Source organism: Micromonospora sp. WMMD964 (assembly GCF_029581455.1).
GTDB lineage: Bacteria > Actinomycetota > Actinomycetes > Mycobacteriales > Micromonosporaceae > Micromonospora.
This window is the reverse complement of sequence record NZ_CP120860.1, coordinates 2,481,118-2,505,958: the sequence shown is the minus strand read 5'-3', so window position 1 is coordinate 2,505,958 and position 24,841 is coordinate 2,481,118. Positions and strand designations below refer to the sequence as shown.

At 72.3% G+C, this 24,841-nt stretch carries 23 protein-coding genes; 8 read left to right on the top strand and 15 right to left on the bottom strand.

Annotated features, from left to right (window positions below; all coding sequences use genetic code 11):
- Positions 1-51 precede the first annotated feature (51 nt).
- A complete protein-coding gene (locus tag O7616_RS11720) occupies positions 52-915 on the bottom strand; it encodes an aminoglycoside phosphotransferase family protein (protein ID WP_282261986.1) in 864 nt (287 codons plus the stop codon).
- Positions 916-921: 6 nt separating this feature from the next.
- Positions 922-2,103, bottom strand: coding sequence for a signal recognition particle-docking protein FtsY (gene ftsY, locus O7616_RS11715; RefSeq protein ID WP_282306823.1), 1,182 nt, complete (start codon positions 2,101-2,103; stop codon positions 922-924).
- Between the two features lie 184 nt (positions 2,104-2,287).
- Here ftsY and O7616_RS11710 point away from each other — a divergent pair, with 184 nt between their 5' ends.
- From O7616_RS11710 to O7616_RS11690, 5 genes are all read left to right on the top strand, one after another.
- The gene (locus O7616_RS11710) at positions 2,288-4,015 is read left to right on the top strand and encodes an alkaline phosphatase D family protein (protein WP_282306822.1); all 1,728 of its coding nucleotides are present in this window, start codon (positions 2,288-2,290) and stop codon (positions 4,013-4,015) included.
- A 10-nt stretch (positions 4,016-4,025) separates the two neighbouring features.
- A complete protein-coding gene (locus tag O7616_RS11705; protein ID WP_231924400.1) occupies positions 4,026-4,466 on the top strand; it encodes a MarR family transcriptional regulator in 441 nt (146 codons plus the stop codon).
- Positions 4,467-4,611: 145 nt separating this feature from the next.
- Entirely contained in the window at positions 4,612-6,231 is a 1,620-nt protein-coding gene (locus O7616_RS11700; RefSeq protein WP_282306821.1) for an MDR family MFS transporter, read from the top strand.
- Positions 6,232-6,240: 9 nt separating this feature from the next.
- The gene (locus tag O7616_RS11695) at positions 6,241-6,735 is read left to right on the top strand and encodes a universal stress protein (protein WP_282306820.1); all 495 of its coding nucleotides are present in this window, start codon (positions 6,241-6,243) and stop codon (positions 6,733-6,735) included.
- Between the two features lie 44 nt (positions 6,736-6,779).
- A complete protein-coding gene (locus O7616_RS11690; RefSeq protein ID WP_282261999.1) occupies positions 6,780-7,301 on the top strand; it encodes a DinB family protein in 522 nt (173 codons plus the stop codon).
- Between the two features lie 11 nt (positions 7,302-7,312).
- Here O7616_RS11690 and O7616_RS11685 read toward each other — a convergent pair whose 3' ends face one another.
- Positions 7,313-8,287 carry a helix-turn-helix domain-containing protein gene (locus O7616_RS11685; RefSeq protein ID WP_282306819.1) on the bottom strand — a complete coding sequence of 325 codons (975 nt, stop codon included), beginning with the start codon at positions 8,285-8,287 and terminating at the stop codon, positions 7,313-7,315.
- Positions 8,288-8,364: 77 nt separating this feature from the next.
- On the opposite strand from O7616_RS11685, the gene O7616_RS11680 reads away from it, so the two are divergent.
- On the top strand, positions 8,365-9,315 hold the full coding sequence (locus O7616_RS11680; protein WP_282306818.1) for a superoxide dismutase: 951 nt from the start codon (positions 8,365-8,367) through the stop codon (positions 9,313-9,315).
- A gap of 54 nt (positions 9,316-9,369) precedes the next feature.
- On the opposite strand, the gene O7616_RS11675 is transcribed toward O7616_RS11680, so the two are convergent.
- The 3 genes from O7616_RS11675 to O7616_RS11665 all read right to left on the bottom strand — a co-directional run bounded on the left by O7616_RS11675 (position 9,370) and on the right by O7616_RS11665 (position 14,159).
- A complete protein-coding gene (locus tag O7616_RS11675) occupies positions 9,370-9,990 on the bottom strand; it encodes an HAD-IA family hydrolase (protein ID WP_282306817.1) in 621 nt (206 codons plus the stop codon).
- Positions 9,990-13,604, bottom strand: coding sequence for a chromosome segregation protein SMC (gene smc / locus O7616_RS11670; protein WP_282306816.1), 3,615 nt, complete (start codon positions 13,602-13,604; stop codon positions 9,990-9,992). Before smc ends, O7616_RS11675 begins: the two co-directional genes overlap by 1 nt.
- A 360-nt stretch (positions 13,605-13,964) precedes the next feature.
- A complete protein-coding gene (locus O7616_RS11665; protein WP_007456482.1) occupies positions 13,965-14,159 on the bottom strand; it encodes a hypothetical protein in 195 nt (64 codons plus the stop codon).
- A gap of 372 nt (positions 14,160-14,531) precedes the next feature.
- Here O7616_RS11665 and O7616_RS11660 point away from each other — a divergent pair, with 372 nt between their 5' ends.
- Both O7616_RS11660 and O7616_RS11655 read left to right on the top strand, forming a co-directional pair.
- Positions 14,532-15,701, top strand: coding sequence for a CAP domain-containing protein (locus O7616_RS11660; protein WP_282306815.1), 1,170 nt, complete (start codon positions 14,532-14,534; stop codon positions 15,699-15,701).
- A gap of 116 nt (positions 15,702-15,817) precedes the next feature.
- The gene (locus O7616_RS11655; RefSeq protein ID WP_282306814.1) at positions 15,818-16,660 is read left to right on the top strand and encodes an endo alpha-1,4 polygalactosaminidase; all 843 of its coding nucleotides are present in this window, start codon (positions 15,818-15,820) and stop codon (positions 16,658-16,660) included.
- A 51-nt stretch (positions 16,661-16,711) separates the two neighbouring features.
- Here the strand turns inward: O7616_RS11655 and O7616_RS11650 are convergent, their stop codons facing one another.
- The 9 genes from O7616_RS11650 to rsmD form a co-directional block, all read right to left on the bottom strand.
- Positions 16,712-18,934 (bottom strand): MMPL family transporter, encoded by a 2,223-nt coding sequence (locus O7616_RS11650; RefSeq protein WP_282306813.1) that lies wholly within the window; start codon positions 18,932-18,934, stop codon positions 16,712-16,714.
- 223 nt (positions 18,935-19,157) lie between these two features.
- Positions 19,158-20,015, bottom strand: coding sequence for a bifunctional DNA-formamidopyrimidine glycosylase/DNA-(apurinic or apyrimidinic site) lyase (gene mutM / locus O7616_RS11645; protein ID WP_282306812.1), 858 nt, complete (start codon positions 20,013-20,015; stop codon positions 19,158-19,160).
- Positions 20,008-20,946 (bottom strand): ribonuclease III, encoded by a 939-nt coding sequence (rnc, locus tag O7616_RS11640; protein ID WP_282306811.1) that lies wholly within the window; start codon positions 20,944-20,946, stop codon positions 20,008-20,010. Before rnc ends, mutM begins: the two co-directional genes overlap by 8 nt.
- Complete coding sequence (locus O7616_RS11635; protein WP_282262007.1) at positions 20,943-21,929, bottom strand: phosphate acyltransferase PlsX; 987 nt, start codon at positions 21,927-21,929, stop codon at positions 20,943-20,945. Before O7616_RS11635 ends, rnc begins: the two co-directional genes overlap by 4 nt.
- A 111-nt stretch (positions 21,930-22,040) precedes the next feature.
- A complete protein-coding gene (gene rpmF, locus O7616_RS11630) occupies positions 22,041-22,214 on the bottom strand; it encodes a 50S ribosomal protein L32 (RefSeq protein ID WP_030335284.1) in 174 nt (57 codons plus the stop codon).
- A gap of 5 nt (positions 22,215-22,219) precedes the next feature.
- Positions 22,220-22,783: a YceD family protein gene (locus O7616_RS11625; protein WP_282262008.1), complete on the bottom strand. Its 564-nt coding sequence runs from the start codon at positions 22,781-22,783 to the stop codon at positions 22,220-22,222.
- Between the two features lie 111 nt (positions 22,784-22,894).
- A complete protein-coding gene (locus O7616_RS11620) occupies positions 22,895-23,392 on the bottom strand; it encodes a hypothetical protein (RefSeq protein WP_088991070.1) in 498 nt (165 codons plus the stop codon).
- 230 nt (positions 23,393-23,622) lie between these two features.
- Positions 23,623-24,105 carry a pantetheine-phosphate adenylyltransferase gene (coaD, locus tag O7616_RS11615; RefSeq protein ID WP_088991071.1) on the bottom strand — a complete coding sequence of 161 codons (483 nt, stop codon included), beginning with the start codon at positions 24,103-24,105 and terminating at the stop codon, positions 23,623-23,625.
- Positions 24,102-24,665: a 16S rRNA (guanine(966)-N(2))-methyltransferase RsmD gene (gene rsmD / locus O7616_RS11610; RefSeq protein ID WP_282306810.1), complete on the bottom strand. Its 564-nt coding sequence runs from the start codon at positions 24,663-24,665 to the stop codon at positions 24,102-24,104. Before rsmD ends, coaD begins: the two co-directional genes overlap by 4 nt.
- Between the last annotated feature and the right edge of the window lie 176 nt (positions 24,666-24,841).

Genomic DNA, 24,841 nt, shown 5'->3' with positions numbered 1-24,841 from the left:
CATCGACCGGTCCGTTCCACGGAACCGCCCGAGCATCGACCGGTCGACCACTCAGCGGAGGGCGTTCTCCAGCGCGTGCCGCTCGTAGTCGAGCAGCCGCAGATCGCGCATCGGTCGACGCAGGTGGCCCTTGTGCACGATCCGGACGAACGCCGGCTCACCGGCGGCGGCCATCCGACGGATGCCCTCGACGTGGTCCACGATCCGCTTGCGGATGGTCCGGATCAGCCGGTGCCGGTCGCGGGGGATCAGCCCGTACGCGTCGGCGAAGAGCCGGAGCCGCCGCGGCCGGTCCGGGTGCTTCCAGCCCAGCGTGATCGAGTCCCGGTCCGCGAAGATCGGCACCCAGGTCCAGGCCGCGTACGCCACGTCGTAGATCCGCGCGCCGGGCGAGGCGAGGTCGAAGTCGATCAGCCCGAGGGTGCCGTCGGGCCGCCAGATCACGTTGTGCGGCGCGGCGTCGTGGTGGCAGATGACCTCGGTGTCCGGTGGCGGGGGGCCGAACGACCGCCAGACCGCCCCGGGCGGCGGGGTGAAGCCGTACTGGGCGTCGTGGAACATCCGGAGCATCGTCGCGACGGTCACCAGCGCCTCGTCGGTCACCCAGTGCGGGGCGAGCGGGTACTCCCCGCACTCCCCCTCCAGGTACGACAGCACCTCGCGGTTGCGTTCGTCCATGCCGAGCGCTCTCGGTGCGCCGGTGAAGCCCACGTACTCCAGGTGGCGCAGCAGGGCGTGCACGGACGGTGTCCACGGCCCGGCGTTGCGGCGGACGGTGTCACCGACCCGGACGACGGTGCTCACGTTGCCGCCGTGCAGCGGGATCTCCTGCGAAGTCACGTACGGTCTCCCGAGGCGCTGCGAGGGGTGGCCGGGCTCACGCCAGCCCGCGTACGCGCGGTTGTCACTGGACACCCGAGACTACGCGTCCCGTCCGGCGGCCTCGGTCCCCAGCAAGGCGTCGACGAACTGCGCCGGGTCGAACGGGGCCAGGTCGTCCTTGCCCTCACCGAGGCCGACCAGCTTCACGGGGATGCCGAGCTTGCGTTGCACGGCGATCACGATGCCGCCCTTCGCGGTGCCGTCGAGCTTGGTCAACGCCACGCCGGTCACGTTGACCACCTCGGTGAAGACCCGGGCCTGCTCCAGACCGTTCTGGCCGGTGGTGGCGTCGAGGATGAGCAGTGTCTCGTCGATCGGCCCCTGCTTCTCCACCACCCGCTTCACCTTGCCCAGCTCATCCATCAGGCCGACCTTGTTCTGCAGTCGGCCGGCGGTGTCGATGAGCACGGTGTCCACGCCGGTGTCGATGCCGCGCTTGACCGCGTCGAAGGCGACGCTGGCCGGGTCGGCGGCCTCGGGGCCCCGGACGGTCTCCGCGCCGACGCGTGAACCCCAGGTCTCCAACTGGTCGGCGGCGGCGGCGCGGAAGGTGTCCGCCGCGCCGAGCAGCACGCTGCGGCCGTCGGCGACGAGCACGCGGGCGATCTTGCCGCAGGTGGTGGTCTTGCCGGCGCCGTTGACGCCGACGACCAGGACGACCGCCGGCACTCCGTCCTTCGGGGCGGTCCGCAACGAGCGGTCCAGGGTCGGGTCGAGCGCGTTGACCAACTCGGCGGCGAGCAGTGCCCGCAGCTCGGAGGCCGAGCGGGTGCCGAGCACGCGGGTGCGCTCCCGGAGCCGGTCGACGATGTCGCGGGTGGCGTCGACGCCGACGTCGGCGGTGATGAGGCTGTCCTCGATCTCCTCCCAGACGTCCTCGTCGAGGTGGTCGCGGGCGAGCAGGCCGAGCAGGCCCTTACCGAAGACGTTCTGCGAGCGGGACAGCCGCGAACGCAGCCGGACCAGCCGCCCGGCGGTCGGCTCGGGGACCTCGACGGGGACCTCGACGACCGGCGGCGGCTCGACCAGGACACCGGTGGACAGATCGGACTCCGGTGCCTCGACCGGCGGGCCGGCGAGATCCTCCTCTGCCCTGGTGTCGACCTCCGTGCGCGGCAACGGGGGCTCGGGCCGCCGCCGCAGTCGCGGGACGACCAGCCCGACTGTGCCGGCGATCAGCACACCGAGCAGGACCAGAGCGAGGACGAGATATTCGGCCATGCCGGAATCCTGTCAGATGCGGGCGACCGCGTCCCAGCCACCGCACCCCGAGCGGTGTCCGGAGTCTCCGCCGCCGCACTCCGGGGCGGTGGCCGGGGTCTCCACCACCGCACTCCGGGGCGGTGGCCGGGGTCTCCACCACCGCACCCGGCCGGTGCCGGAAACCGGCGGTAGGCTCGGCCGCATGCCCGCCGCACACCTCCTCATCGGCCCACTCCTGCGGCGAGTGGTGGACACCCGAGCGACCGTCTGGGTGGAGACCGCCGCGCCCGCCGTGGTCACCGTCCGCACGGCGGGCGGCGCCACCGGCACCGCACCCACCTTCTCGGCGTACGACCACCACTACGCCCTCGTGGTCGTGGAGGGGCTCACCCCGGACAGCGAGACCACCTACGAGGTGCTCGTCGACGACGAGTTGGTCTGGCCGGTGCCGAGCAGCGGTTTTCCGCCGAGCGTGATCCGCACCCGGGCCGCCGACGACCGGGACCAGCCGGTCAGCCTGATCTTCGGGTCGTGTCGGGAGACGACCCAGCACGCCACCACCCGCAAGTTGCCACCGGACGCGCTGGACGCGTACGCCCGGCGACTGATGGCCGACCCGGAGTCGAATCCGCTGCCGGATCTGCTGGTGCTGCTCGGTGACCAGGTCTACGCCGACGTCACCTCGCCCACCGTGCGCCGGTTGCTGCGCCGTCGTCGGCGGCGTCCGAAGGGCGCCCCGGCCGACCAGGTGGTGAGCTTCGACGAGTACACCAAGCTCTACCTGGAGTCCTGGCGTGATCCGGAGATCCGCTGGCTGCTCTCCACCGTGCCGAGCGTGATGATCTTCGACGACCACGAGATCATCGACGACTGGAACACCTCGGCGGCCTGGCGGGCGGACGTCCGCGAGCAGCCGTGGTGGCAGGAGCGGATCGGCAGCGGGCTCGCCTCGTACTGGGTCTACCAGCACCTGGGCAACCTCTCCCCCGACGAGATCACCGCCGACCCGGTCTTCGCGAAGGTGGTCGCCGCCGAGGACGCCACGGGCGTGCTGCGCGAGTTCGGGCACCGGGTCGACCAGGAGTCGGACGTGGCGCACGACACCGAGCGCTGGCGCGCGGTGCAGTACCAGTGGAGTTACGCACTCGACCTGGGCCGCACCCGCCTGGTCATGCTCGACAACCGGTGCAGCCGGGTGCTCGACCCGGGCGGCCGGGCGATGCTGCCACCGGGCGAGTGGTCCTGGTTCCTGGACCAGGCGCACGGGGTCTACGACCACCTGGTGGTCGGCGCCTCGCTGCCCTGGCTGCTGCCCCAGGGCATCCACCACATCGAGGCGTGGAACGAGAAGCTGGCGGAGTCCCGCCGCCCGTGGGTGGCGCGCGGGGCGGAGAAGCTGCGCCGCGCCCTGGATCTGGAGCACTGGGCGGCGTTCCGGCGCTCCTTCGAAGGGCTGGCGGAGACCTTCGCCCGGATCGGCACCGGCACCCCTCGCGAGTCCGGAGCCCGCATCGGCGCCGGTCCGGCGTACGCCCCACCGGCCTCGATCAGTGTGCTCTCCGGCGACGTGCACCACTCGTACGTGGCCCGGGCCCGGTTCGGCGACCCGGCGGTGGTCACGCCCGTGCACCAGCTCACCTGTTCACCGATCCACAACCAGGTGCCGGCCGGCATCCGTCCGTTGATGAAGATGGGCTGGTCGGCCGGTCCGGCGGGTGCCACCCGGGCGCTGGCGCGGTCCGCCGGTGTGCGCCGACCGAGTGTGCGCTGGCGCAAGCTGGCCGGGCCGTACTTCGGCAACGCGGTCGCCACCCTGACGCACCGGGGGCGCGGGGCGGACGTGGTCATCGAGGGCACCACGAGAGACGGGCACCTACGCACCGTGATGCGGCGTCGACTCTCGGCCGACTCCGCGCCGACGTCGCCGTAGTCTCTACGCCGTGGACGAGCACCTGCCGGAACCGATCCGGGCGGTCGAGCACGAGTTGACCGCCCTCCTGCGTCGTGGGCGGGCGGTCTCCTGGGAGATCGCCCGCGAGGTGCACCCGAACCTGGAGCCGAACACCTACGGGCTGCTGCTCTGGTTGCGGCGCAGTGGGTCGATCCGGTTGACCGAGTTGGCGGCGCGCCTCGGTGTGGGCAAGGGGACGTTGAGCCGACAGATCAACGCCCTGGAGGTCCTCGGCCTGGTCTACCGCGATCCGGACCCGAGTGATCGGCGGGCCGCGCAGATCAGCCTCACCGAGGAGGGGCAGCACCGGTTCGACGTGGCCAGGGCCGCCCGGCTGGGCGAGTTCGTGCGCGCGCTGGACGGCTGGCCGGAGCGGGACATCGAGGAGCTCGCCCGGCTGCTCGGCCGGCTCAACGACTCCTGGTCCTGAACCCGGGGTGACGGGGAATACGGCACCCGCTCCTCAGGTTGTTGCCTGAGGCAACCAAGCATACGGTTGCCCCAGGCAACTCTCAGGCGGCCCGCATGTCAGCTCGCCGCCGTTCCACCTCGACTCCGCTCGGAGGCACCAAACGATGAGCCAGGCGACAGCGCCCACCAAGGCGACCGCCGTCGACATGACCCACCGGCAGATCCTGGAGGCACTCTCCGGCCTGCTGCTGGGCCTGTTCGTCGCGATCCTCTCCTCCACGGTCATCTCGAACGCGCTGCCGCGGATCATCACCGAGCTGCACGGCGGCCAGTCCGCGTACACCTGGGTGGTCACCTCGGCCCTGCTCGCGACGACCGCGACCACCCCGATCTGGGGCAAACTGGCCGACCTGACCAGCAAGAAGACACTCGTCCAGCTCGCCCTGGGCATCTACGTGCTGGGCTCGGTCCTGGCCGGCCTCGCCCAGGGCACCGGCGAGCTGATCGCCTGCCGCGTGTTGCAGGGCATCGGCGCCGGCGGTCTCACCGCACTGGCCCAGGTGATCATGGCCACGATGATCGCGCCGCGCGAGCGGGGCCGCTACAGCGGCTACCTCGGGGCCGTGATGGCCGTCGGCACCATCGGCGGCCCGCTGATCGGCGGCGTGATCGTGGACACGTCCTGGCTCGGCTGGCGCTGGTGCTTCTACGTGGGCGTGCCGTTCGCCATCGTGGCCCTGATCGTGCTGCAGAAGACCCTGCACCTTCCCGTGGTCAAGCGGAAGGCCGAGATCGACTGGTGGGGTGCCACCCTGATCACCGCTGCCGTGTCGCTGCTCCTGATCTGGGTCTCGCTCGCCGGTGACCAGTTCGCCTGGGCGTCCTGGCAGACCACCGCCATGGTCCTCGGCGCGTTGCTCCTCGGCGCGCTGGCGATCCGGGTCGAGACCCGGGCCGCCGAGCCGATGATCCCGCCGCGCCTGTTCCGCAACCGCACCATCACCCTCGCCGTCGTCGCCAGCATCGCGGTCGGCGTGGGGATGTTCGGCGCGTCGATCTTCCTGGGCCAGTACTTCCAGATCAGCCGCGGCCAGAGCCCGACCATGTCCGGCCTGATGACCCTGCCGATGATCCTCGGCCTGCTGGTCGCCTCCACCGTGATCGGACGGGTCATCACCAAGACCGGCCGCTGGAAGCGGTACCTGGTGATCGGCTCGGCGCTGCTCACCGTCGGCTTCGCGCTGATGGGCACGCTGCGCGCGGACACCAGTTTCGCCCTGCTCAGCGTCTACATGGCGGTCATCGGTGTGGGCTTGGGCATGACGATGCAGAACCTGGTCCTCGCCGTGCAGAACACCGTCGGCCCGCACGAGCTCGGCGCGGCCAGCTCGGTGGTCGCGTTCTTCCGCAGCCTCGGTGGCGCGATCGGCGTCTCCGCGCTCGGCGCGGTCCTCGCCCACAAGGTCAAGGACTACACCGCCGACGGGCTGGCCCAGCTCGGCATCCCCGCCTCCAGCTCGGGCAGCGGCGGCGCCCTGCCCGACGTGCACACCCTGCCCGGCCCGCTGCGGGCCGTGGTGGAGAGCGCGTACGGCCACGGTGCCGGTGACATCTTCCTGACCGCCGCACCCTTCGCGTTGATCGCGTTGATCGCGGTCGCCTTCATCAAGGAGGTGCCGCTGCGGCAGCACAACGGCGACGCGGTTTCGGCCGAGATCGAGAGGGAATCGACACTCGCCGCCGGTGCCGGCGCGGCCGTCGTCCGTACCGGCGAGCAGAGGTGAGGTAGAGCGATGAGCGTGGGAGCACCGGACCGCGAGGAGTACGGCCCCAGGACCCGACCGCTGCCCTTCGAACGGGGCACGGACGGCCCTCGGGTGATCATGGTGGGCGTCGACGGCACCCGCACCTCCGAGCGGGCCGGCTCCTACGCCGCGGGTCTGGCCCGCCGGCAGGGCGCCGCCCTGGTGGTGGTCTTCGTCAGCTCGCCGAGCGGCCTGACCGCCCTGGTGCCCGGGATGGACGCCGGAGCGGTCCAGCGCGCCGCCGACGAACTGGCCGACGAGCTGCGCCGGGAGTGCCGGCGTGGGGCCGAGCAGTGGGGCATCCCGGTGACCTTCGTGTGCCGCCGTGGCGACGCGTACGGCGAGTTGTGCGCGGCGGCCGACGAGTTCCAGGCCGACATGGTGTTGGTGGGCGCCTCCGAGCAGGCCGGTCACCGGCTGGTCGGCTCGGTCGCCACCCGCCTGGTGCGCACCGGTCGCTGGCCCGTCGTCGTGGTGCCCTGATAACCCGTCGCGACATGTCAGGCGTGCCGGGCAGGATGCACCGCATGACGTGGACCGCACCGGAGATCAGCCGGACCCCTGAACCGTACGTCGGCGACGAGCGCACGATGCTCGACGGCTGGCTCGACTACCACCGGCAGACCCTGCTGCTCAAGTGCTCCGGGTTGACCGAGGAGCAGCTTCGGACGCCGAGCGTCCAACCCTCCGGGCTGACCCTGCTGGGCCTGGTCCGGCACCTGGCCGAGGTGGAGGCCTGGTGGTTCCGGGAGAACTTCGCCGGCCGGCCTGTCGACTACCCGTACTTCACACCGGAGACGCCGGACGCCGACCACGACGTCAGCGACGCCGACGCCGAGGCCGACTTCGCCGTCTTCCACCGGGAGGTGGCGCTGGCCCGCGAGGCCGCCGCCGGCCACTCGCTCGACGAGACGTTCACCGAGGTCGGCCCGAAGAAGCGCACCTTCAACCTGCGCTGGGTGTACGTGCACATGATCGAGGAGTACGCCCGGCACAACGGCCACGCCGACCTGATCCGGGAACGCATCGACGGCGTCACCGGCGAGTGACGGGATAGCCGTCAGTCCAGGCGTCCAGCCCGCAGCATGTGCTCGCCCAGCGGGGTCAGCGTGTGCACCACCGACGAACCGGCCCGGTGCGTGGCGATCAGTCCGGCCCGGCGCAGGGTGCTGGTGTGCTCGCTGGCGGAGGCGATCGAGATGCCCACCGCACGGGCCACCTGTGACGTGCTGAGGCCGTCGGCGACGACTCTCAGCACCGCGGCCCGGCTACGGCCGAGCAGGTGGGCGAGGGGCTGGCCGGTGGCCGGTTCCCGCCGGGCCGGCCGGATCGGGTAGGTCAGCACCAGGGGACCGGCCGGGTCGTCGAGCACCGCGGGCTGCGGCACGAAGTACGAGGGCACCAGGGTGACCCCCCGGCCGCCCGGCGACAGACCGACGTCGCCGCCGAAGGCACACCGGTACGACAGCTCGTACGTGTCCCCCGTCGGCGTGAAGTGCAGGTGCGGGCTGAGGCCACGGAGCACCCGGTCGAGCCCGGCGTCCACTATGGCTCGGCCACGCACCGCCCGGTCGGCGTGCACCGCCGCGAGGATCGTCTCCCAGTACGCGCCCACCGCGACGGCGTGGAAAGCCTCCATCGCATCGAGTAGCCGGCGTACCGCATCGGGTTTCCCGTCGGCGAGCGGACCGACCCGGGGTGACAGGTCGCCGGCCTCGATCCGGGGACGTAGCTGCTCGGTGAGGGTCGCCGCCGGGGTGTCCGCGACCTCCGCCAGCGCCGGGCCCAACTCCCCGCCGAAGCTGGGCGGGGTGAGGAAGTCCGGGAACCACCGTTCGTGGCGACACAGGTCCAGGTAGGGCCACATCACCGGGCGCAGTGCGGCCCGGGTGCGGGCCCGCCAGGTGACCAGGTGTTCCGGCACTGTGGTCTGGAACACCCGTTGACCGGCCGCCCCCAACTCCAACAACACCGACGGCTCGGAACGCAACACGGTGCGGCTGAGGTCCACCGCGCTCAGGTGCAGAGTCACCACGGCATCGACGCTAGCCACCTTTCGGGCAGGTGCGAAAGGGGATGGAGACGGCCCGGCGGTGCGATGACTCTCAGGGCATGAAGAAGCTGCTCGCGTCGACGACCATCGGCCTGGCCGTGCTGACCGTCGCCGTACCCGCGCCGGTGCTCGCCGTCGGCCCGCGCCCCGACACGTACGTGGTCTCCCGGGCGGCCGGTGCGCTGCCCGAGGGGATCGCGGTGACCCGGGACGGCACCCTCTACGTCACGAGTCTCGGAACCGGGGCCGTCTACCGTGGTCACGTCCGCGACCGGGAGCTGCGACAGTTCCTGCCACCGGGGGCGGACGGGCGCACCCGGGCGGCCGGGGTGCACGTCGACCGGCGGGGCCGGATCCTCGTCGCCGGGTGGGACACCGGCGCGCTCTTCGTGTACGCCCCGGACGGTGACCTGCTGGCCCGCCGGACGGGGCCGGGCGCCGCCCTCAACGACCTGGCGCTGACCGCCGACGCGGTCTACGTCACCGACTCGGCCACCGGCACGCTGTGGCGGGCGGCGCTGGACGGCCCGACGGTCGGGAACCTCGTCCGGTGGCTCACCCCCGCTGACTTCCCGGTCACGCCGGGCTTCCTCAACGGCATCGTCGTCACCGACGGCGGGCGGATCGCGCTCGTCGCCGACCAGGGCGACGGCCGGCCCGGCACCGAGCGGCTGTGGCGGGTCGACCTGGTCGGGCGGACGGCCACGGCCGTCGAGGTGATCGGCGGCCAGATGGGTGCCGACGGGCTGCTGCTGGAGGGCGACCGGCTCTACGGGGTGGTGAACTTCCCCGACGACGCCGGCGGCTGGGATTTCGCGGTGAATCTGGCGGTGCTGGATGCCGACCGACGAACCGCCCGGGTGGTACGGCAGTCCCACCCGGCCGGTCTGGCCCAGTCGCCGACCACACTCGTCCGGGACGCCGGTCGGCTGCTCTGGGTGAACAGCCAGCTCAACGCGGCCGCCCCGGCGCCGCCCTTCACCGTCACCCAGGTCCCCGGGCTGCGCTGACCCGGCCCCGACGCGCGAGCGTGGGACGACCGGGTCACCGCGATGTCGCCGGGCTCAGTAGGCCAGCGCAGCCCGCAGGTAACGGAGGTCGGCGTGTCCGCCCCAGCGGTGCGCCGACAGCCCGGCGGCCCGGGCACCGCGGACGGCCCAGTCCTCGTCGTCGACGAAGAGGACCCGGGCCGGTGCGGTGGCCAGCGCCACGCAGGCGGCCTGGAAGTACTCCGGGGCGGGCTTGTGCACCCCGAGCGTCGACGAGTTGACCACGACGTCGAACTCACCGACCAGGCCGAGGGCGGCCAGGTCGGCGTCGAGCAGGTCGGTGGCGTTGGTGCCCAGACCCACGGTGATGCCGGCGGCGCGCACCTCCCGGACGAAGTCGAGCACAGCGGTGTCCACCTCGCCCCGGTAGCGCTGCCACTGCTCCACCGCCGCCCGGGCCCGGTCCGGGCCGCCGGCCGGCTCGGCGAGTGCGTCGGCCACGCTGTCCACCCACTGGGCGTGGCTGACCTGGCCGGTGAGCACCGGCCGGAGCCGGCCCCACTGCATGGCGATCTCCTGGAGAACCCCGTCGGCGAGGCCGTAATCCCGCTCCACCCCGGCGGCGACCGCCGGGTCGAACCGGCGCAGGACGCCGTCCAGATCCAGCAGGAGCGCCGTCGCGCGTTCCCGAGCCACTACCCGTTCTCCTCGCCGCGGCCGTGCCGCTCGTCGTCCTCGTCGGCCCGGTTGAGCCGTTGACTGATCACCTGGGTGACCCCGCTGCGCATGGTGACTCCGTAGAGCGCGTCAGCGATCTCCATCGTCCGCTTCTGGTGCGTGATGACGATCAGCTGACTCTTCTCCCGCAACTGTGCCATCAACGTGATCAACCGGCCCAGGTTGACGTCGTCCAGGGCCGCCTCCACCTCGTCCATGATGTAGAACGGGCTGGGCCGGGCCCGGAAGATCGCCACCAGCATGGCCACCGCGGTCAGCGACCGCTCGCCACCGGAGAGCAGCGACAACCGCTTGATCTTCTTGCCCGGTGGACGGGCCTCCACCTCGACACCGGTGGTGAGCAGGTCGTCCGGCTCGGTGAGGATCAGCCGACCCTCGCCGCCGGGGAAGAGCACGTTGAACACCTGCTCGAACTCCCGGGCGGTGTCCTCGAACGCGCTGGCGAACACCTCCAGGATCCGCTCGTCCACGTCCTTGACCACGGTGAGCAGGTCCCGACGGGTGGCCTTGAGGTCTTCCAACTGCTCGGAGAGGAACTTGAACCGCTCCTCCAGCGCGGCGAACTCCTCCAGCGCGAGCGGATTGACCTTGCCGAGGAGGGTCAACTCCCGTTCCGCCTTGGCGGCCCGCTTCTCCTGCACCGGCCGCTCGTACCGGACCGGTTCGGGCACCGGGAGGCCGTCGCGTTCGGCCGTGGCGATGTCGACGGGGGTCGGCGGGACCGGCTGCGTCGGGCCGTACTCGGCGACCAGCGTCTCCACGTCCAGCCCGAAGTCCTCCGCGGCCTTCGCCTCCAACTGCTCGATGCGCAACCGTTGCTCCGCGCGGGCGACCTCGTCGCGGTGGACCTGGCTGGTCAGCCGCTCCAGCTCCGCGCCGAGCCGCTTGGCCGCGCCGCGTACCTCCTGGAGTTCCGCCTCGCGGGCGGCCCGTTCCCGGGCGACCGCGTCGCGGTGCTCCTCGGCCGTCGCGATCGAGGTGGTGAGCCGGGTGAGCGCCTCCCGGGCGCCGCCGGCGACGGCCCGGGCGATGCCGGCGCCCCGGGTGCGCGCGGCCCGCCGGGCCGCGGCGCGTTCCCGGGCGGCCCGCTCGGCGGTGGCCTGCCGGGCGAGGGAGTCGGCCCGGCCGGCGATCGAGGAGACCCGCTCCTCGGCGGTACGCACCGCGAGCCGGACCTCCATCTCGTTCTGCCGGGCCTGCGGCACCATGGCCGCGAGTTGATCCCGCTCCTCGGTCGAGGGCTCCGCGTCGACAGGCGTCTCCTCGGCCAGCCGCAGCCGCTCCTCCAACTCGTCGAGCGCGGCGAGGTCCCGCTGCCGGGCGGCCTCGGCGCGGGACCGGGACTCGCCGAGCCGGTCGGTCTCCGCCTTCGCCGAGCGGGCCGCCGCGCCCAGCTCGGCCAGCCGCCGGGCGGCGGCGTTGCGGTGACTCTCCGCCTCCCGCTTCTCGGCGGCGGCGTGCTGCACGGCCTCCTTGGCGGCGGTCACCTCGGCGCGCGCCTCGACGAGCTGCTCGCGCAGCTCCGCGCCGGCCCGTTCGGCGGTCAGCCGGTTGGCGCGGGCCTCCTCGACGGCCGCCTGCACCTCGATGTAGCTGGGGGCCTTGGCCGACCCACCGGCCGCCGCGTACGCCCCGACCACGTCGCCGTCCGGGGTGACCGCCCGCAACTCGGGGTTGCCGGCGACCAGCTCGGCGGCGGCGGCAAGGTCGTCGACGAGCACCACGTCCCGCAGTGCGCGGTGCACCGCCGGACGCAGGTCGGCGCTGCACTCCACCAGGTCGGGGGCCCACCGGGCGTCGTCCGGCAGCTTCGGGCGCAGCGCGTCGGCGGAGCCGGTCATGCCCGGGCCCGCCGGACTGCCGACGAGCAGACCGGCCCGGCCGGCGTCGGAGATCTTCAGCAGTCGCATCGCCTCGACGGCCTCGTCCACCCCGCTGACGGCTACCGCGTCGGCGAGTCCGCCGAGCGCGGCGGCCAGCGCGGCCTCGTGGCCCGGCGCGACGGTGAGCAGCCCGGCGAGGCTGCCGAGCAGTCCGGGTACGTCGTCGGCGCGGGCGAGCAACGCCCCCGCGCCGTCCTTGCGCCGCAGCCCCAGCGCCAGCGCCTCCTCCCGGGCCTTCCAGGTGGCGGCGTCCTTCTCCGCCGCCCGCTCCGAGTCGGCCAGGGAGCGTACGGTCGCCTGCGCCCGCTCCTGCGCGGCGACCGCCTCGGCGTGCCGCGCGTCGAGGTCCGCGTTGTCCCGGTCGGCCTCGGTGGACTGGGCGGCCACCGCGTCGAGGTCGGCCTGCGCCTGCTCGGCGCGGCCCAGCGCGTCGGCGTGCGCGACAGCGAGTCGTTCGATCTCCTCGCCGGCGCTGGTGGTGCGGGCGCGGGCCGAGTTGACCTGACCGGTGAGCTTGGCCATCCCCTCCCGCCGGTCGGCGATGGCCTTGGCCGCGGCGACCAGCTCCCGTTCGGCGGCGGCGAGCTGCCGTTCCAGCTCCTGGCGGTGCTCGACCGCCTCGGCCAGCCGGATCTGGTCGTCGGTGAGCGCCGCGCGCAGGTCCTCCTCCTGCTCGCGGACCCGCTCGGCCTCGGCCTCCAGTTGATCCGGATCGCGGCCGGGCCGCTCGTCGTCGCCGCTGGTGCTGAGGTGCCGCAGCCGTTCCCGGGCCAACTGCTCGATCGAGCGGAAGCGTTCCTGGAGGGCCGACAGCTTGTACCAGGTGTCCTGTGCGGCGGCGAGCAACGGCGCGTCCTCAGCGAGGGCGGCCTCCAGCTCACCGAGTCGACCCTGCACCTCGACGTGCTCGCCCTCGATCTGCTCGCGCCGCTCCCGCAGCGCGGTCTCGTCGGCGATCTCCCGGTCGAGCGTGGTGCGCAGGGTGGCCAGGTCGTCGGCGAGCAGCCGCAGTCGGGCGTCGCGCAGGTTGGCCTGGATGGCGGCGGCGCGACGGGCCACCTCGGCCTGCCGGCCCAGTGGCTTGAGCTGGCGGCGCAGCTCGGCGGTGAGGTCGGTGAGGCGGTTCAGGTTGGTCTGCATCGCGTCGAGCTTGCGCAGGGCCTTTTCCTTGCGCTTGCGGTGCTTGAGGACGCCGGCGGCCTCCTCGATGAACGCCCGGCGGTCCTCCGGCTTGGCGTGCAGCATGCCGTCGAGCCGCCCCTGCCCGACGATGATGTGCATCTCCCGGCCGATGCCCGAGTCGGAGAGCAGCTCCTGGATGTCGAGCAACCGGCAGGAGTCGCCGTTGATCTCGTACTCGCTCTCGCCGGAGCGGAACATCCGGCGGGTGATGGAGACCTCGGTGTACTCGATCGGCAGCGCGCCGTCGGTGTTGTCGATGGTCAGGGTGACCTCGGCGCGGCCGAGTGGGGCCCGGCCGGCGGTCCCGGCGAAGATGACGTCCTCCATCTTGCCGCCGCGAAGCGCCTTGGCGCCCTGCTCGCCGAGGACCCAGGCGATGGCGTCGACGACGTTGGACTTGCCGGAGCCGTTCGGGCCCACCACGCAGGTGATCCCGGGCTCCAGCTTCAACGTCGTCGCGGAGGCGAAGGACTTGAACCCCTTCACCGTCAGGCTCTTGAGATACACCTTCTCGATCCTCGTCCGGTGGCCGCCGTACCGTCGCCGGCTCTGGGGACCTGGGTGAACTCGCAGACTAACCCGGCGGCGGGAGCGGCCCGGCACGCGACCCGCCCCGGGTCGGGTACGCGGAGGGCGCGAGGCGTGTACGCGCTGTTGTTCCAGCGGTCGCGATAATGGTGAGAGCAGTTCATGATCGGCTTTTCGACCGATGCGTTATTCGGACGCGGCGGGGACGGTTCCCGCGCGACCGATCGCAAGATCATAAATCGTCGACCCGAAACCGAACCGGACAGTGTTGCGCGCCGGCACAGGACGTGTCGGCGCGCTTTTCTGCGATGGTGCGATTCAGTTTTGTCGACGCGGAGATCAGGTCAGCGCCGGCTCGGCCAGACGGAGCAGATCGTCCGCCTCCGCCGCAGCCGCCGCGAGCCGATCGTTGTCGGCACGCAGACGCGTGATCTCGAACTCCAGTGCCTGCACCCTGGCACGCAGCCGGGTGACCTCGTCGAGCAGACGCCGATCGGGCGCTGCACCTACGTGGCCGTAGAGGGCCTTCGCCATGCTGACTCCTTGATATGCGCTGCCGGAAAGGCCGGCCAACGCGCGCCCATTTGTACGCGGCTGTCATTCCAGGCTGTATCTGGGCATGACCGGGCGCGACTGGCGACACCTATATATTGAGCCGCAAACCCCTCCTTCGTCAAGTTCTCGCAGGCCGTAGATCATCTCCACGTCGACCTGTCCACTTGTCGGGGGGCTGCCTTCACGGCACGGACACGCTCTGTCCGGACACCTTTACTGTACGCCCGGATTCCCGGAAGTCCGCCCCCTGTCGTCCGACTTCCCCTTAACTCTTCCTTAGCCACGTTGCCGCAGGTCGCGGGCGCGCCGTAGCGTCACCCCGGCCCGCAACCGACCTCTGGAGGCATAGGCGTGTACGGCTGGACCGACCCGATGGACCCGAACGGCGCCCCCCGGCGCGCCGAGCGGCCGACCGACGAGCCGGCCTGGCTGCACGACCGCCCGGAGCCCCGCTCGGCCTACCTGTTCGGTGACGACGCCGACCAACCCGGCGACGACCGACGGTCGCCGCAGCAGGCCGACGGCTGGCACTCGGGCCACTCGACGCCCGCCGACCCGGTCGACGCCCCCACCGCCGCCTGGCCGGCCCACCGCCCGGCCCGCGAGAGCGGCACCTGGGACAGCAGCCACCCGGCCGAGGACACCACCGGCGGGTGGCACGCCGACAGTGACACCGCGACCACCGGCGGATGGCGCACCGACACCGACCCCGACACGACCGGCGGTTGGCGCACCGAGGGCGGGGCGGCCGGTCGCGCCGGTGAGGGACGGCACCGCTCCCCGCGCCGCTGGCGCAAGCCGATGATGATCGGCGGTGCCGCCGCGGCGGCCACCCTCGTGGTGACCTTCGGCGTCGGCGCGCTCGCGATGCCCGGTGGTGGCGACGGGGCCGATCAGCCGACGGCTGTCGACGACACCTTCGCCGCGTCGCAGGCACCGACCGAGCCACCGGCGATCGACACGCTGGCCGCCCCCTCCCCGTCGGCCGCGCCCAGCTCGGCGCAGCCGAGCCCCACGCCGAGTAAGGTCGTCAAGCCGACCCCCGCGGCGTCCCGGACCACCGCCGCGTCGCGCCGCGCGCGCAGCACCGCGCCGAGCACGACCAGCGGTTCGGGGTCCGGCGGCTCCAGCGGCACCGTCAGCTCGCAGGCCCGCGAGGTGGTGGACCTGGTCAACGCCGAGCGGGCCAAGGCCGGCTGCAAGGCGCTGACCATCGACGACAAGCTGATGACCGCCGCGCAGAAGCACAGCCAGGACCAGGCCGACCACCAGAACATGTCGCACACGGGCAGCGACGGCAGCAACGCCGGGGTCCGGCTGGACCGGGTCGGCTACGCCTGGCGCACCTACGGCGAGAACGTGGCCTGGAACCAGAAGACACCGACCTCCGTGATGGACGCCTGGATGAACAGCTCCGGCCACAAGGCCAACATCCTGAACTGCGCGTTCACCGAGATCGGCGTCGGCATCGCCAGCAGCAACGGGCCGTACTGGACGCAGGTCTTCGCAGCGCCGCGCTGACCGCGCGTCGTCCGCGCCCCCGCGCTCGTTTGACCCGATGAGGTACGTCGGGCCGAGCGCGGGGTCGGCGTACTGGTGCGGGCGGCGACGGGCCGCCCCGACCCCGGGAGCTGCCGATGCGGATCCGGCCACGGCGACGCCCCGCCGTACGCCCGCTGCACCGCGTCGCGTCGGCGGGCATCGCGTTGCTCATGGTCGTGCCGGTGTACGGCTGCCGCCCGGCGCTCACCCCGCCCGGCGCGCCCACCGCGTGGCCGGCCGGGCAGTCCCGCCACTGGCAGTGGCAGTGGCAGCTCACCGGTCCCCTCGACCCGACGGTGGAGGCGGACGTCTTCCTGCTCGACCCGGTGGCCACCACCGCCGCGCAGACCGCCGAGTTGCGTTCCCGGGATCGCCGGTTGATCTGCCAGGTGCACGTCGGGTCGGTCCGCTCCGCCGACCCGGACGCCAGCCGGTTCCCGGACGTCGTCCAGGGTGCGGCCGGGCCCCGGCCGGACAGCCGGTGGCTGGACGTCCGGAGCTGGGACGCGCTGAAACCGGTGCTGGCCGACCGGTTCCGGCTCTGCCGGGGCAAGGGCTTCGGCGCGGTCGCGCTCGCCGACACCGACGGGTACGCGTTCCGCACCGGCTTCCCACTCGACTTCGACGACCAACTGCTGTTCAACCGGAGGCTGGCCGAGCTGGCCCGCTCGTTGAGCCTCTCCCCCGGGCTGGTCAACGACGTGCCGCAGCTCGCCGCGCTGGCTCCCGACTTCGACTTCGTGGTCAACGAGGAGTGCGTGCGGCTGGCCCAGTGCGCCAAGCTGCTGCCGTTCGCCGACGCCGGCAAGCCGGTCTTCCACGTGGAGTACACCGGCACGACCGACGACTTTTGTGTGACCACAGTCGGCTACGGCTTCGCCTCGATCCGGAAGGACCGCGCGTTGGACGCCTCCCGGGAAGCCTGCCCGCTGCCCTGAGCCTGCTGCTGGGCCGGGCCGCGGTCGCGACCCGGCCCAGCACGCTCGACGTCAGGGCACCGGCACCAACTGCGGGTTGGGGGCCGGCGGGTCGCTGGGCGCGGCCGCCTGCGGACGAGGGCGCAGAAAGCGCGGGGCCCACCAGTTGGCGTCGCCCAGCATGGTCATCAGTGCCGGCAACACCACTCCCCTGATGATCGTGGCGTCCAGCAGGATCGCCGCCGCGAGGCCGATGCCGAGCTGCTTCATGTCGATCGTGCTCAGCGTGGCGAAGATCGAGAAGACCCCGACCATCACGACCGCCGCGCTGGTCACGACCCCGGCCGACGAGGTGATCCCGTACGACACGGCGTCGCGGTTGGGCATGCCGGACCGGATCGCCTCGCGGATCCGGCTGACCACGAAGACGTGGTAGTCCATCGAGAGGCCGAAGAGGACCACGAAGAGGAACAGCGGCAACCAGGACACGATGGCGCCCATCGACGTGAAGCCGAGCAGCCCCTCGGCCCACTCACCTTGGAAGACCAGCACCAGCAGCCCGTACGCGGCACCGGCGGAGAGCAGGTTCAGCGCGATCGAACTCGCCGCGACCACCACCGACCGGAAGGTGAAGACCATGACCAGGAAGGTCAGCACCAGCACGAAGCCCATCACCAGCGGCAACTTGTCCCGGACGTGGGCCGCGTAGTCCTCGCTGTCGGCGACGCTGCCACCGACCGCGTACTCGATGCCGGGGATGCCCCGCAACCCGGCCGGGACCAGGTCCTCGCGCAGCTTCTCCAGCGACTGCACCGACCGGTCGTCCCGGCTGGCGTACGGGGTGGCGACGTCCAGCACCGACACCCGCCGGTCGGCCGACACCTCGATCTTCGGGCCGTCCGCCTCGACCGGGGCGAACAGCGGATCGCCGGCCGCGCGGCCGGACAGGTCGGTGAGGGCGGCGCGTACCCGGTCGGCCTGCTCGGCCGGCGCCCGCACGGCCACCACGTGGTTGGTGCCGGTGCTCGGGAACGCGGCGGTGAGCCGGTCGTACGCCTGCATGGCCGGCGTGGTGCGCGGCAGGTCCTCCATACCGGGGAACTTCAGCTTCATGCCGAGCGCCGGCGCGGCCAGCGCGAGCAGCAGCCCGACCGAGATGACGAGCGTCGCCACCGGCGCGCGCAGCGCGGGCCGGAGCACCGCGGGCCAGAGCCGGGGCGCGCGGGGCTGGCCGTGTCGGCCGGTGCGCGGCGCGGTCAGCCGCCAGAGCAGCGGCACCCGGGGCCGGTCGACCCAGCGGCCGAGCCGGGCCAACAGGGCGGGCAGCACCGTCAACGAACCGGTCACCGCGACGGCGACCACCAGGATCGAGCCGACCGCGAGGGACGAGAAGACCACGTCACCGGCGAGCAGCAGCCCGGCCATCGAGATCATCACCGCGAGGCCGGACACCACCACGGCGTGACCGGACGTCTCCGCCGCGATCTCCACGGCGTCGAGGCCGGAACGGCCCTTGGCGCGTTCCTCCCGCTCCCGACGGATGTAGAACAGCGAGTAGTCGACCCCGACCGCCATACCGATCAGCAGGATCACCGGTGCCGTGGTGTCGGTCGCGGGCACCAGGTGCGAGGCGAGGGTGGACAGACCCATCGCGGCGGCGACCGACGAGAGCGCCAGCAGCACCGGCACACTGGCCGCGATCAACGCCCCGAACGCGATGATCAGGATGGCCAGGGTGACCGGCAGGCTGAGCAGTTCGGCACGCTCGAAGTCCTTGCCCAGCGTGTCGTCGAGGGCCTGACCGATCGACGGCCCGCCGACCTGTTCCACGCGTACCTGCGGATGTGCCGCCTGCACGGTGGCGGTGGCGTCGCGCAACGGCTGCACCCGCTCCGACGCCGTCTCCGGGTCACCGGACATGGTGACCGGCACCAGCAGCGCGGAACCGTCGCGGGCGGTGACCGGCTGCCCCACCGCGGCCACCCCGACGACCGTGCGCAGCCGGGCCGCCGCGTCGTCGGCGGCTGCCGTGGCCGCCGCCCGGTCCAGCGCACCGCCGCGAGAGGTGATCAGGACGTTGTCCACGGCCGGGTCGTCGAAGTCGGCGGCGTCCACGATCAGGCCCGCCCGCCCCGCCTCACCGATGGCCTGGTCACCGCTGGTGGCCTCGTTGAGACCAGCGGCGTTGCCGCCGACGAAGCACACCGCCACGAACACCGCCCACAGCGCGATCGCCCGCCACGGGTGCTCGGCGCTCCACCGCGCCAACCGCACCGTCACCGGTCTTCTCCGCATCTCGGCTCCCCCTGTCACGTCAGCCCCCCGGTCAACGGTGCTGACGTTAGGGGCGTGACGAGGCAGTCACATCGGGGATCAGCCCCGGCCCACCCCGGAAACCCCGGGTGGGCCGACGGGGGTCGGCGCGGCGGGCATCAACCCACGAATCGGACGTACGCCGGGGTACGGTCCGGAGCGGTCCGCCGCGACCCGCCGATGCAGCCCCGGAGTCGACTCCGGGTCATCCCCGAAGGGAACCCCGGGGCCGCGGTTGGCAGCGCGGGCAGCTGTACGAGGACCGGTTCATGAACGCCTCGCGGCGGATCGGCGTACCGCACCGGCGGCACGGCTCACCCTCACGGCCGTACGCGTTGAGCGCCCGGTCGAAGTAACCGCTCTCCCCGTTGACGTTGACGTAGAGGGCGTCGAAGCTGGTGCCGCCCTCACGGATCGCCTCGCCGAGCACGTCGCGGACATGGCCGAGCAGGCGCTGCACGGCCGGGCCGGTCAGCGCGTCCGTGGGTCGCCCGCCGTGCAGTCGAGCCCGCCAGAGCGCCTCGTCGGCGTAGATGTTGCCCACCCCGGAGATCAGGGTCTGGTCGAGCAGGGCCCGTTTCACCTCGGTGTGCCGGCGACGCAGCGCGGCGACGAACCCCGCGTCGGAGAACTCCGGGTCGATCGGGTCACGGGCGATGTGCGCGATCTCGTCGGGCAGCTCGGCTCCGCCTTCGCTCACCGAGAGCCCACCGAACGTGCGTTGGTCGACGAAACGCAGCTCCGGCCCGTCGTCGGCGAACCGGAACCGGACCCGCAGATGGGTCTCGTCGACGGTGCCGGACGGCTGGAGCAGCATCTGACCGGACATGCCGAGGTGACCGACTATCGCGTCGCCGCTGTCCAGTGGCAGCCACAGGTACTTCCCGCGACGGCGGGCGCCGAGCACCGTCCGACCGGCGAGCACGTCGGCGAAGTGCACGTCACCGGGAACGTGCCGGCGGACCGCACGCGGATGACGGACCTCGACCGAGACGATCCGGCGGCCGACGACCCACTCGGCCAGCCCCTGCCGGACGGTCTCGACCTCGGGCAGCTCAGGCACGCCGCGACCCGGTCTCGTGGCCGTCGGCGCCCCCGGCCGGCAGGGCCTGCGCCAGGTGGTCGGCCTGCTCGGCCTGAGCCGCCCGCTCGGCGCGTTCCAGCGGACCGACCGACTCGTCGCCGGTCCGCCCGGCACCGTTGGTCTGCGCGGCGCCGTTGGCCTGCCCGCCCTGGCTGGTCGGGGCGGCACCATCGGTCTGGCCCTCGTCACCGTTCTGGCCGTTCTGCTCGGCGAGCGTCCGCCAGGCGGCCTCGGCGGCGCGCTGCTCGGCCTCCTTCTTGCTGCGCCCCTCGGCACCGCCGTACCGGTTGCCGGCCACCACCACCCAGGCGGTGAAGGTCTTCAGATGATCAGGGCCGGTGCCCTCGATCCGGTACTCCGGAACGCCCAGCCCGAGCGCCGCCGTCAGCTCCTGCAGGCTGGTCTTCCAGTCCAGCGCGGCCCCCCGACCGGCCGACTCGGCCATCAACGGGTCGAACAGCCGGTGGATGACGATGCCCGTCGTGTCCAACCCGTACTGGAGGTAGATCGCGCCGAGCAGCGCCTCCAGCGTGTCGGCGAGGATGCTCGCCTTGTCCCGGCCGCCGGTGGTCTCCTCGCCCTTGCCGAGCAGCAGGTACGCGCCGAGCCCGTCCGGACCCAGACCACGGGCCACGTCCGCCAACGCCCGCATGTTGACCACGCTGGCCCGCAGCTTGGCCAACTGCCCCTCGGGCAGGTCCGGGTGGTTGTGGAACAGCGCCGTGGTGATCACCACGCCGAGCACCGAGTCGCCGAGGAACTCCAGGCGCTCGTTGGTGGGCAGCCCACCGTTCTCGTACGCGTACGAGCGGTGGGTCAGCGCGCGCTGGAGCAGCTCGGGTTCGAGGCTCACGCCGAAAGCCGCTTCCAGGTGACTGACGGACACCCGCCGCCTCTTGTCGTTGCTCATGATGTGCGTACCTCGGTGTCGGTGGAACGATTGGTGCGGTCCGTCACGGCGTCGCCGTCGAGCAACGCGGAGACCAGATCGGTGGCGCGCCGACGCCACAGGTGAGCGGCGAGGGCGATGCCGGAGGCGACGTCGCCGGCGCGGGCGGAACCGTGGCAGACGACCACCGTCCCCGCCACGCCCAGGAGGGCGGCAGCGCGGGGAGCGCCACCTTCGGCGGGAGGACCGCCGGCCATGGCGTACGCGCCCTCGATGGCCTTGAGCAGCACGTTACCGGTGAAGCCGTCGGTGACGACCACGTCGGCGCGCGCGCCGAGGGTCACGTCGTACCCCTCGACCAGGCCGACGTAGCGCGCCCCGGCGGGGAGCGGCTCGACGGTGAGCAACGGGTCGGTGGCCCGACGGACCCGGTCCCCCTTGCCGGCCTCGGTGCCGACCGACAGCAGCCCGACCCGGGGCGCGGAGATCGAGTGGGCCACCGCGGCGTAGGCGGCGCCGAGGACGGCGTGCCGGGCGAGGGTGGCCGGGCGGGGCTCCAGGGAGCCACCGACATCGAGCAGGACGACCGGCCCGGCCACGGCGGGCAGGGTGGCGACCAGGGCGGGTTGGCGGATCTCCGGCCAGCGGCCGAGGCCGAGAACGGCAGCGGTGACGGTGGCACCGGTGGCACCGGCGGACACCAGAGCGTCGGCGGTGCCGTCGCGGACGGCGGTGACCGCGGCGCGGACGGTGCTCTCCGCGCGGGCGGCGCTGGGGTGGTCGGCCATGCCGACCACGTCGCGGACGGGCCGCACCGCGACCCGGACGCGCTGCGCCGGATCGAGCTCAGCGATCAACTCGTCGGCGACCTCGGCCGGGCCGACGAGGAGCAGGTGCAGATCAGGGTCGGCGCGCATGGCCCGCAGAGCGCCGTCAACCACGACGGCGGGAGCGTCGTCCCCGCCGAGGAGGTCAACGGCGATCCGCGCGGTGCCCGGCTCCACGGGAACGCCGGCCGGAGTCGGCCGGGCGTCGGAGGGAGCCGGGGCACCGGGCGAATGCCAGGATGCGCGCGCCGCCCGACCTGAGGTCGGGGGCGTCACTGGGCGTCCAGGTCAGACCTCGAGAACCTGGCGGCCGTTGTAGGTGCCGCAGACGGAGCAAGCGGCGTGCGGCAGCTTCGGGGACTTGCACTGCGGGCACGCAACGGTCGCGACCACGGTCGCCTTCCAGTTCGCCCGGCGGGACCGGGTGTTGCTGCGCGACATCTTGCGCTTCGGGACGGCCACGGTTCTTACTCCTCTGTAACGGTCAGTTGCGACAGGCCCGCCCAACGCGGGTCGATCTGCTGGTGACTGTGGTCGGCCGGCAGATCGTCCCAGTGCGCCCCGCATTCGGGGCACAGTCCTGGGCAGTCCTCCCGGCAGAGCGGGTTGGTCGGCAGCGTGAGCACCAACGCGTCCCGCAGCGCCGGCTCCAGGTCGATCAGATCGCCCTGCATCCGGCCCACCTCGTCCTCGTCGGTCGTGGCGTCCGTGGTGCTGTCCTCGTACGCGTACAGCTCCTGGATCGTCACGCCCATCGAGTCGTTGATCTCGCGCAGGCAACGGCCGCACTCGCCCTTGACGGGACCGGTGATGGTCCCGGAGACGAGCACGCCCTCGGACACCGACTGCAACCTCAGATCGAGGTCGAGATCCGCACCCTCCGGCACGCCGATCATCTCCACACCGAGGTCCGCCGGTGCCGGCACGACCCGCTTGACCTCACGCAACGCGCCAGGGCGGCGCGGCAGGTCCCTCGTGTCGAGGACCAGCGGCGACCTGGGGTTGAGTGTCGATGGCGAGTGCTTGGGCATAGTTAGACTCCGGCCGGTGAGAGGCCGACAAAAAAGGTTACCTGGACGACCGCCGGACCGTCGAACCGGGGGCGACGCCTGCGGCGAGAATGTCGGCTGGTGAGGTGCCGCTCAGAAGGGTAGCGGGCGTTCCGCCTCGTCCCCAGCGAACGTGCCGATCTCCCGCAGGGCGTGCATCTTGTCCCGGCCGCGCTCTATCGAGGCCAGCGCCCGGGTGAGGAACTGTTCGAAGTTGGCCAGCGCGGTGTCGACGTAGTCGTCGACCTCCTCACGCAGGCGCTGCGCCTCGGCCCGGGCCTCGGCGATGATCCGGGCACCCTCGTGCTCGGCCGACACGGTGATCTCGTTCACCGAGACCAGGCGGGCGTGTTCTGCCTCACCCTCGCTGATGATCCGGTCCGCCTCGCGCTTGCCGGCCTCCATGATCTTGTCCCGCTCCTCCAGGAGCGCGGCGGCGCGACGCAGGTCGGCGGGGAGGTCGGCACGTATCTCGTCGAGGGCCGCGATCGTCTCGCCCCGGTCGACCATGCAGTTGTTGCGCGACATCGGGACGGAGCGGGCCTGCTCCACCATGGCGATCAGTTCGTCGATGCGATCGAGCGGGTCCACCGGTACCTCACTCCTGTCGTTCTTCGGCCGACCTCCATGATGCGGGCTACGGCCGTTCCCCGCGCCACCAATCATGGCGTGCCCGCCCCACCCGCGCCCCATCCACCCCAACCCGGCGCGTCGCGACATCGTCACCCGGCGCCCACCGTGCCCGTACTCTTGCCTCGAATTCGCGCAAAAGGGGCGTGACGGCGACCCGGTCGGTGTGGCCGCCGCCGGAAGCGAGCGGATCAGCTACGGGGGCCGAGCCGGGCCTGGAGGGCTTTACGGACCGGGTCGGGGACGTGCGCGGAGATGTCGCCGCCCCACTTGGCCACGTCCTTGACGAGGCTCGACGAGAGGAACGAGTAGAGCGGGTTGGTCGGCATGAACAACGTCTCGACGCCCGCCAGCCCGATGTTCATCTGGGCCATCTGCAACTCGTAGTCGAAGTCACTGACCGCCCGCAGACCCTTGATCAGCACACTCGCCTGCTGGGCCCGGCAGAAGTCCACCAGCAGTCCCCGGAACGACTCGACCCGCACGTTCCCGTACGACGAGGTCACCTCGCGGAGCATGTCGATCCGCTCCTCGACGGTGAACAGGCCACTCTTCGACTGGTTCACCAGCACACCGACGATCACCTCGTCGAAGAGCCGACTGGCCCGCCCGATGATGTCGAGGTGTCCGTTGGTGACCGGATCGAACGAACCGGGGCACACCGCACGTCTCATGATCGGCGACCGTACCAAAGTGTGGTCTCGCCGTAACGGCGACTGCGGTCGGAGGTGATGCCGTCCACCCAGTCGAACTGCCTGGTCCGACTGGACCGCTCCACCACCACGAGCGCGTCGGGCGCCAGCCACCCGCCGTCGACCAGAGCGGCCAACAGGGCGGTGATCTCCTCGTCCGGGACCGCGTAGGGCGGATCGGCGAAGACCACGTCGTACGGCCCGCCGTCCGGGCCGGCGGCCAGCGCCGTCGCCACCTTGCCGGCGACCAGGCGGGCGGCCGGGCCGACGCCCAGGGTCGCGATGTTCTCCCGGATCACCCGGGCCGCCCGTGGGTCGGACTCGACAAGCAGCACGTGCCGGGCACCCCGGGAGAGCGCCTCCAGCCCGACCGCGCCGGAACCGGCGTACAGGTCGGCGAAGCGGGCGCCGTCGAGGTCGACCTCGGCCTCGACGGCGCTGAACAGCGCCTCCCGGACCCGGTCGGACGTGGGTCTGGTGCCGGCGCCGGAAGGCGCGGCGATCCGCCGGCCACCCAGTGCGCCGGCCACGATCCGGGTCACGGTCTCCTCCTGCTCATACCCGCGACGCTACGCGACCCGTCGGACCTATCGCCCGACACGGTCGGTACCACCACGAAGACCACGTGATCACTTCTCGTATATCAATGATCTCAACTTCATAACATCCGTCTTAGCAAATCCTGAGCGCTGTCTCACGACCGACGATCTCGCTAGGG